Source organism: Streptomyces sp. NPDC001093 (assembly GCF_040298985.1).
Taxonomy (GTDB): domain Bacteria; phylum Actinomycetota; class Actinomycetes; order Streptomycetales; family Streptomycetaceae; genus Streptomyces.
Genome location: NZ_JBEPBF010000228.1, coordinates 1 through 8,229, shown reverse-complemented (window position 1 = coordinate 8,229; position 8,229 = coordinate 1). Strand labels below are relative to the sequence as shown.

The 8,229-nt window shown below is 68.2% G+C and carries 6 protein-coding genes and 1 pseudogene; 5 read left to right on the top strand and 2 right to left on the bottom strand.

Annotated elements, in window-relative coordinates:
* Positions 1–248 precede the first annotated feature (248 nt).
* The gene (locus ABT288_RS48510) at positions 249–692 is read right to left on the bottom strand and encodes a GtrA family protein (RefSeq protein WP_351623089.1); all 444 of its coding nucleotides are present in this window, start codon (positions 690–692) and stop codon (positions 249–251) included.
* Positions 693–1,046: 354 nt separating this feature from the next.
* On the opposite strand from ABT288_RS48510, the gene ABT288_RS48505 reads away from it, so the two are divergent.
* From ABT288_RS48505 to ABT288_RS48485, 5 genes are all read left to right on the top strand, one after another.
* The gene (locus ABT288_RS48505; RefSeq protein WP_351623095.1) at positions 1,047–2,330 is read left to right on the top strand and encodes a molybdopterin-dependent oxidoreductase; all 1,284 of its coding nucleotides are present in this window, start codon (positions 1,047–1,049) and stop codon (positions 2,328–2,330) included.
* A 2-nt stretch (positions 2,331–2,332) separates the two neighbouring features.
* A complete protein-coding gene (locus tag ABT288_RS48500) occupies positions 2,333–2,836 on the top strand; it encodes a hypothetical protein (RefSeq protein ID WP_351623092.1) in 504 nt (167 codons plus the stop codon).
* Complete coding sequence (locus tag ABT288_RS48495) at positions 2,833–3,510, top strand: class I SAM-dependent methyltransferase (protein WP_351623086.1); 678 nt, start codon at positions 2,833–2,835, stop codon at positions 3,508–3,510. The genes ABT288_RS48500 and ABT288_RS48495 overlap by 4 nt, the downstream gene beginning before the upstream one ends.
* Positions 3,511–3,774: 264 nt before the next feature.
* Positions 3,775–5,598, top strand: a complete 1,824-nt coding sequence (locus ABT288_RS48490; protein WP_351623083.1) for a glycoside hydrolase family 15 protein — start codon at positions 3,775–3,777, stop codon at positions 5,596–5,598.
* An 83-nt stretch (positions 5,599–5,681) separates the two neighbouring features.
* Positions 5,682–7,001, top strand: a complete 1,320-nt coding sequence (locus tag ABT288_RS48485) for an AlbA family DNA-binding domain-containing protein (protein WP_351623081.1) — start codon at positions 5,682–5,684, stop codon at positions 6,999–7,001.
* Positions 7,002–7,227: 226 nt separating this feature from the next.
* Here ABT288_RS48485 and ABT288_RS48480 read toward each other — a convergent pair.
* Positions 7,228–8,154: pseudogene (locus ABT288_RS48480) on the bottom strand (IS3 family transposase); the annotation flags it as partial.
* Positions 8,155–8,229 lie beyond the last annotated feature (75 nt).

Sequence of the window (8,229 nt, the reverse complement as noted above, 5' to 3'; positions counted from 1 at the left end):
TCGCCAGGAAGCAATAGCCGACACAACCTCCACCAGCGTCCTTGCCCCCACCTCAGCCAGAAATGGACATCGCCTTACGAACCGCCCACTAAGAGGTCTTCGAGCCAGATCATCGAGGCGCGAAGTTCGAGGCCGGCGAGTAGCGGGCTCCACCACCTTCCAAAGTGGCTCGCATTCCCGTTGCCCGAGTGGCTCCGCTTCACCCTGTCGAAAACAACAGGCGTGTCGGTCGCATCGGGCGAGAGGGGTCATTGGTGGCGGCGTCTGAAGACGACCATCCGCAGGACCGTGAAGCGCACCACGGTCACCAGGGCGAAGCTCGGCGCAAGTACCAGGGTCTCCGCTGCTGGTGAGGCGGTGGGCCGGTAGTGGCGGAAGAGCAGGACGGCGCCTGAGGTGACCAGGCACGCCAGGACGAACAGGCCACCCGCGGCCAGATGCGCCTGGAGGGCCCGGACCGGGGACCCGTGAAAGGTCAGCCGACGGTTGGCCTCCGTGTTGAGGACGGTGACGACAAGTAGGGAGGCGAAATTGGCCAGGATGGGCGGCGACCACTGGCGCAGAACCCAGTACAGCATGGCCTGGGCCGCCGTGGAGGCGACGCCGATCACGACGAACCAGAACACTTCCCTGGTCAGCGCGGTGCGGCCGAGCCAGGTGGCGGCGCTGCGTCGTGCGCTGAGGCGTCGCACCCCACCATCATGAGGCCACTGTGCGACCCGTCGAGCCGTGCGGAGCGCCGGTTCAACCGTTCGGCTGACACCTGCATGCACGACAGGCACGGAGAGTCAGCCCGATCTGCGCCAGTTTGTGGCTGACGATTTGACAGGCACTGACGGAGCGGTGGGGTTCGATGCCCACGTTGAGAGACGGTCTGGGAATAGGGGAGGCAGTCGTTGGGCATCAGCGGACGGCCACCGGCTGCGGGCTCCGGCGGGTCGCAGCGGCGGGGATCGGACGAGGGTCACGCGCAGGGGCGCCTAGAGCGCGTTCGCGCTGCCGCGGCGGTGCGGGCCACCAAGGTGGCCGCTCGTGCCAGGGTCCTCGTGCGCCGGGTCGAGCAGGCTCCTCCGCCCCCGGGACCGTTCCGCCCCGGCTTCTGGCGCAGTCCCATCCGCGGCCCCTGGCTGACGTCCGTGTTCGGCCTGGTGCTGCTGATCGGCATCCCGCTGCTCTTCGTCACCGGGCTGCTCTCCTACGCCTCCTACAACCCCGACCTGAGCCCCCTCAACGACGAGACTGCCGACAAGGGCGTCCTGGGCTTCTACCTCTTCAGCTGGCCCACCCATCCCTACTGGCTGTACCGGCTGCTCCAGGGCGTGCACGTGACGCTGGGCGTGGTGCTGGTGCCGGTGCTGCTGGCCAAGTTGTGGTCGGTGATCCCGAAGCTGTTCGAATGGCTGCCGGTACGCTCCATCGCCCACGGCCTGGAGAGGCTGTCCCTGCTGATGCTGGTCGGCGGCGTCATCTTCGAGTTCGTCACCGGCATCTTCAACATCCAGCTCTACTACGTCTTCCCGGGCTCGTTCTACCGCCTGCACTTCTACGGCGCCTGGGTGTTCATCGCCGCCTTCGTCGTCCATGTGTGCCTCAGACTCGGACGGATGACCCGCGCACTGCGCTCGCGCAGCCTGAGCGCCGAACTGCGCACTGACCTCACCCACACCGTGCCCGAACCACCCGATCCCGACGGCTTGGTGGCAGCCGCGCCCGCACCGCCAACGATGACCCGCCGCGGCGCGGTGGGCATGGTGGGAGCGGGATCGCTGCTCCTGTTCGTCGTGACCGCGGGACAGAGCATCGGCGGACGGCTGCGCGCCAGCGCGCTGCTCGCACCGCACAACCGCGATCCGGGCAGCGGCCCGAACAGCTTCCAGATCAACAAGACGGCGGCGAAAGTCGGCGTCACCCCCGCCCTCGTCGGCCCCAACTGGCGGCTGGAGGTCCACGGACGCGGAGCGCCACGGGTCTTCACCCGCGAGCAGCTCCTGGCGATGCCCCAGCACGCCGCCGCACTGCCGATCGCCTGCGTGGAGGGATGGTCCACCGAGGACCAGAACTGGAGCGGCCTCCGGCTGGCCGACATCGCCGCCTTGGCCGGAATGCCCGACGCCGCAAGCGTCCTGGTCCAGTCCATCCAACCCCCCGGCCCCTTCACCAGGGTGATGCTGCGGGGCAACCAGATCCACGACCCCCGAGCGCTGCTCGCCCTCCGCGTCAACGGCGCGGACCTCTCACTCGACCACGGCTACCCGGCCCGCATCATCGTCCCGGCCAACCCCGGCGTGAACAACACCAAGTGGGTCCACCGGCTCACCTTCAGGGCGTGACCATGGCACGATTCGTCCGCTGGTACGGCTCCGGCCCCCTGCATCTGCTCGTCCTGATCGCCTCGTTCGCCCTGACCGGCTACGCCATGGTGCGCCTGTTCGTCGTCCAGCCCTGGGAGGTGGCGATCTGGTTCCTCGGTGCGGCGATCCTCCACGACCTCATCCTGCTGCCGCTGTACTCGCTGGCCGACCTGTCGGCCCTCTCCGTACTGCGGCACCGAGCCCCCGCCGGACCGACGGTGCCGTGGATCAACTACCTGCGCGTTCCCGCCTTCCTGTCCGGTCTGCTCCTGCTGGTCTGGTTCCCCCTCGTCCTGCGTCTGGCGGTCCCCTACCCCGGCGACACCGGGCTGTCCGACAACGTCTACCTCGGCCGATGGCTGGCGATCACCGCCGTGCTCTTCGCGGCCTCCGCAGCGGTCTTCGCGGTGAGACTGCGCGGCGCGCGCCGGGCCGGCCGCGGCGACGAGAGCCGACCCGCCGCAGGGCATGGCGCAGCACCGTGACAGCGGACGAGGACGAGCCGTACGACGCCGACGAGGATCCCTACGCACTCACCCTGCGACCCGGCCCTGAACCGGTGTTCCTGCGGCTGGCCGACGGGCGCCGCATCCGGATGCCGGTGCACCGCTGGCACGATCAGCCCACGGCGGCCGACAAGACAGTGCTGGAACGCTGCACCGGCCCCGTCCTCGATGTCGGCTGCGGCCCGGGCCGCATGTGCAGGGCACTCCTGAACCGGGGAGTCTTCGCCCTCGGGGTCGACATCGCGCCTCGGGCGGTCGCACTGACCACCTCTCTGGGCGGGCTCGCACTGTGCCGATCGGTCTTCGACCGACTGCCGGCCGAGAGAGGCTGGCAGACAGTGCTGCTCATCGACGGCAACATCGGCATCGGAGGCGACCCTCATGGCCTGTTGCGCCGCTGCGGCGGACTCATCGCCCCCACCGGGCGTCTCGTCGTCGAGGTCGACCCCGACGACGTCGAGCAGCAGTGCACCGCCCGGTTCGAGGACCTCCACGGCCGGAGCGGTCCGTTCTTCCCCTGGGCACGGCTCGGACGACCAGCGCTCCACAGGATCGCCGCCGACCTTACCCTCAGCGTCACCAACCAGTGGGGATACGGTCACCGACGCTTCCTCGCCCTCGGCCGCCCGGATTTGGCCTCGTGGCCTCGCTGATGACGCGGGGTCGGCCACGCGGCGGCGGGGAGACACGACGTACGCCGAGCGCGGCACCAGCTCGTGCCACTCGGTCGGAGCAAACGTCGGCAACCGGCACGTGCGATCCACCGATCGCGCTGATTGGCTGGAGGTGAATCCACTGTTCAGGAAGGCTGGGATCCATGTCACCCGTCGGGCACCTGGAGAGACCTGCGTCGCAGGCGACTGCTCACGTCGTCCCGGCCGGGCCGCGTCCGGCCCGAGGTGGACGGGCTGCGACGCATGAGTGCGCGACCGATCGGTGACCACGCCCTGCTGTCCGACTGCCGCTCGGCCGCGCTGGTGACCTCCGACGGCTCGGTGGACTGGCTGTGCCTGCCCCGCTTCGACAGCCCGGCGATCTTCGCCCGACTGCTCGACGAGGACGCCGGCCACTGGTCCATCCGCCCTGTCACCGGCCCGGTCGACATCAGCCGCCGTTACGTCGAGGACACCCTCGTTCTGGAGACGGTCTTCCGCACGACCGGCGGCACGGCGGTCCTGCGGGATGCCCTTGCCCTGGGACGGCGCGAACGCGGGCACGCGCTCGGCACCGCTTCCCCCGGAATGCTGCTGCGGCAGATCACCTGCACCGAAGGGCGGGTGGACATCGAGATCGCCTACGCGCCGCGCCCGGAGTTCGGACTCGTCCACCCACTCCTCTCAGCCGTGCCAGGTGGGCTTGCGGCGTACGGGGGCGCCCATGTTCTGCTCCTGTCGAGCCCCGTCGACCTGCGGATGAGCGGCTCCACGGCCCACGGCCGAATCCCGCTTTCGGCGGGACACCGCCTCGGATTCGCCCTGCACGTCGGGACGGCGTGGGAAAGGGAGTCGGTGGCCTGGCAGACGGGACGGATCCGGCGTCGCATGTCCGACACCGTCAAAGGCTGGCGCTCCTGGTCGAAGCTACACCGCGGCTACGTCGGCCCCTGGCAGGACGAAGTGAGCCACAGTGGACGCGTGCTACGGGCCCTGACCTTCGCTCCCACCGGGGCCATCGTCGCCGCGGCCACCACCTCTCTGCCCGAGAAGACGGGGGGAATGCGCAACTGGGACTACCGCTACACATGGGTCCGCGACGCCAGCTTTACCATTCAGGCACTTGCCACGGCCGCCTGTGAGAAGGAGAAGAACCGGTTCTTCGGCTTCCTCGCCCGAGCCGCGGCAACCCAACTCGACCGCGGCGTCGACCTGCAGATCATGTACGGCATCGGCGGAGAACGCGATCTGAGCGAGCGGCCCCTGGCTCACCTGACCGGCTGGCGCAACAGCGGCCCCGTTCGGATCGGCAACGACGCCTGGCGCCAACGCCAACTCGACGTCTACGGCGAGCTCCTCGACGCCGCTGCCCAGACCCTTCCGCCCGATAAGTCTCTCGACCCAGCCACCCGCACCTTCCTGCTCCAGGCAGCCGAGACAGCCGCCCTACGGTGGGCCCAACCGGATCAAGGCATCTGGGAAAGACGCGGACCCAGCAGACACTTCCTTCACTCGAAACTGATGTGCTGGGTCGCCCTGGACCGCGCCATCAGCCTGGCCCCTGCCCTTCAGGCCGACGAACGCCTGCCCCACTGGCAGCACGAGCGCGACCAGATCCGCCAGGCCATCGAACAGCGCGGTTGGAACCCCGACCTGGGCGCCTTCACCCAGGCCTTCGACACTGACGACCTCGACGCCTCCGCACTGATGCTGCCCATCGTCGGCTTCCTGCCACCATACGACCCCCGCATCCAGTCCACCGTGCTGGCCATCGCCACCCACCTGACCGACCACAACGGCTTGGTCCGCCGCTACCTCACCGACGAACTACAGGAAGAAGAAGGCACCTTCCTGCTGTGTACCTTCTGGCTGGCCCAAGCCCTCGCCCTCACCGGCCACACCGCCCGTGCACGACACGCCTTCCAAACCGCCCTCGCACACGCCAACGATCTCGGCCTGCTGGCCGAGGAGACCGACTCCACCACAGCAGAGGCCCTCGGCAACTTCCCCCAAGCCTTGAGCCACATCGGTCTCATCAACGCCGCTCGCGCCATCCGCGATGCCGAGCGACAAGAAATGCCCGCCTAGTGCTGCACGGTCATCTGCACACGGGTCACGTTCGCGCCGTATAAATCGCAGCAAGGAGAAGGGAAGATAGAGATGATGTCGTGATGGTTACACCACTGTTCGCCGCTTCGATGGCGGATTTGACGATTGAGCGCATACGGGTGCTGGCCGCGCGCCCGGATCAGGTTGAGAGCCAAACGCTGGAGTTCAAGCGCGAGTACTCCTCCAGCCTGTTGAAGTCGATCGCCGCCATGGCCAACACCTACGGCGGCATGATCCTCGTCGGCATCAACGACCGAGCCGCCGACGGCAAGGACCGGGTCATAGGCGTCGACGCGCAGAGCACGCTCGACCAGATCGTCAGCGGCTGCTACGAGAAGTTCGACCCGCCATGGGAGCCCAAGTTCATCACGGTGCCGCTGGACGACGGCTCCGGCCGAAGCGTGATCGTCATCAAGGTCGATCCCAACACTGCACCCCGCCCACTCCTGATGGACATGAAGGCGCCGATCCGCCTGAGCGGCCGCAACGCTTCGGCCGACCGCGACCGCCTCCTGGCCCTCGCGCGCGAGGACCGCCTGGCTGAAGCCGTGCCCATGGGGCAGCACGTCACGTCCCCACAGATGCCGCAGGACAACGAAGGCTCCCCGACAGCTGACTTCATCTTCCGCACCGGCATCAACGTGCCGATCGGCGAGGCGGCGGCCTGGCGCCCCCTGTCGGAACGCACCCTCGCCACGCTTACGAAGGCGCTGAACGACTCCCCGCTTCCGCGCGCCCTCCTGGGCATCGGACACGGCGCGGTCGACAGCTTCCATCCCTTCCGGCGAGCCGGGCTCAACCGGTCCCGCAGGGCCCGACTCGCCTGGCACGCCGGCAGCAAGGAACCGGCGGGATTCCCGGTGGAGGCCGTGGTGACCGTCGCACTGCCCGACCCTTACGCCGCTAACCACGGCGTCGCGCAGGTGCAGATCGACGTCATCTCCCGTCTGCACAGGTTCGCCGCAGCCCTCGGGGCTCACAGGTTCGACTACTTCTATCCTGTGTCGGACTTGTGTGGCCTCCTGGAAGGCATCCTTGCCACGGTCGTCGACCCCTCCGTCGTTGCGGCCCTTGCCGACCTCGCCGACGTCGAAGAGGTCCTCGTTGCCCAGCCCCAGCAGATGCACCTCGTCACCGGCGACGTCGTAGCCGCTCTCCTCCATCCCGAAGGGCTGGCCCCTGTGCCGGAAGACTCGGGCGGATCACACGGCGGGATCTTCATGGCGAACCCCGCCCTGAACCTGCGGGTGGAATCCGAACGCCGCGAGCAGGCCGACAACTGGATGCGGCAACTCGGCCTGGACGCTGGGCTGGCCGGCATGGAAGCGCTCGTCGACCGCATCCGCGCCACACCCTCCGACGGCGCGGCCCCAGCCCGATAGGGCGACGGTACGGCAGCGCTCAGCAGGGGGCTGGGCAGGGACAACCCGCCTGACCCACTGCTATGCCCGGCCTCCCTCTGACCACAACGTCCATGCCGATCGGAGACAACTGTTCCAGTGCCAGCGCGGAACGGAGGCCTCAGCGAGCGTGGAGCCAGACGCCACCGTACGTCACGATGGCACCGCCGACGGCGGTCGCTGAACCGCTCCGGGATCTGTGGAGGCTCTATGCGTTGACTCCAGCCGCCGGTTGGGGCTGGCGTTGAGCGTAGTGGTTGGTTTCGTGCTCGTGGGGTGGGACGTCACCGATCGCACTGTGGAGGCGCTGGTTGTTGAACCAGTCAACCCATTCCGTGGTGCCGAGTTCGACATCGGCGAGGCCGTGCCAGGGCCGACGGGGCTTGATCAGCTCTGTTTTGTAGAGGCCGATCTGGGATTCCATGAGTGCGTTGTCCAGGGCGTCGCCGACGGTGCCGATGGAGGCGTCGATGCCAGCTTCGAGGAGGTGTGCGGTGAACGCGAAAGACGTGTATTGACTGCCCGCATCCGAATGATGAATCAGGCCGGGGCCAGCTGGTGTGCCAGCGTGGTCGCGTCGCCATAGGGCCATGTCGAGGGCGTCGAGGACGAGCTTGGCCCGCTTACTGGTGGCGGCGGACCAGCCAACGATCGCCCGGGAGAAGACGTCCACGACGAACGCGACGTAGACGATTCCTGACCAGGTGGCGACGTAGGTGAAGTCCGCGACCCATCGCTCGTTCGGCCGGGACGCGGTGAAGTCACGTTGTAGCAGGTCAGCCGCCCGGCCGTGCCCGTCGTCGCGGATGGTGGTGCGGATCTTCCTGCCGCGGCAGGCGCCCTCCAGACCCAGGTCGCGCATCAGCCGAGCGACCGTGCAACGGGCCACGGTTATGCCCTCACGGTGCAGCTGCCGCCATACCTTCCGGACCCCGTAGACACCGAAGTTGTCGGCATGGACGCGGATGATCTGCGTCTTCAACTCGGCGTCGCGGACCGCCCTGGCACTGGGGGTGCGCTTCTTGGCGGCGTAGTAGGTGCTCGTTGCGATCTTCAGTCCGTGGCCGGCCAGGACACGGCAGATCGGCTCGACCCCGAACACCTGCCGGTGCTCATCGATGAACGCTACGAGCGCTTCGACGGCCGGTCGAGCTCGGCGATGCTCCTATGTCAAGCTGCCAGGCGAACTGGGAGGTCAGAGGCGGTCGCA

Bases quoted from the DNA above. Each gene is read 5' to 3' on its own strand.
- ABT288_RS48485 (WP_351623081.1), top strand. From the start codon at position 5,682: ATGGTTACACCACTGTTCGCCGCTTCGATGGCGGATTTGACGATTGAG.
- ABT288_RS48490 (WP_351623083.1), top strand. From the start codon at position 3,775: ATGAGTGCGCGACCGATCGGTGACCACGCCCTGCTGTCCGACTGCCGC.
- ABT288_RS48500 (WP_351623092.1), top strand. From the start codon at position 2,333: ATGGCACGATTCGTCCGCTGGTACGGCTCCGGCCCCCTGCATCTGCTC.